Source organism: Flagellimonas olearia (assembly GCF_009184425.1).
Classification (GTDB): domain Bacteria; phylum Bacteroidota; class Bacteroidia; order Flavobacteriales; family Flavobacteriaceae; genus Flagellimonas; species Flagellimonas olearia.
Genome location: NZ_WELG01000229.1, coordinates 1 through 304 on the forward strand (window position 1 = coordinate 1; position 304 = coordinate 304).

The 304-nt window shown below is 36.5% G+C and carries 1 protein-coding gene; it reads left to right on the forward strand.

All coding sequences use genetic code 11. From position 1 onward, the window contains the following. Positions 1-164: 164 nt before the first annotated feature. On the forward strand, positions 165-304 hold a 140-nt coding region (locus F8C76_RS20140), incomplete at its 3' end, for a disulfide bond formation protein B (RefSeq protein ID WP_152132991.1).

Consider the following 304-nt stretch of genomic DNA (forward strand, 5'->3'; position numbering starts at 1 on the left):
TTAGGACTGCTTTTAAGTCTAGCCGCTATTTTGATAGCGTTTAAAAAGCCTGAAAAAGAAAATTGGGCGTTTGGGATTTTGATTGTGGTGTGGTTGATGGAGCTTATTATTTTTATAGCCCACAGCTCTAGCGTTTTGCCTAATATGAATTTATAGGGGGATGCATGAATAAAGAAACCCGATTTTATAATCTTTTTTCTTTGGCGATTTTAGGGATTTTAATCTTTCCTGTGGGTTTGGCGAATTTTTATTTTGGCTATGTTTTGAAAGATTCGCCTTGTATTTTTTGCTGGGCGCAACGCAT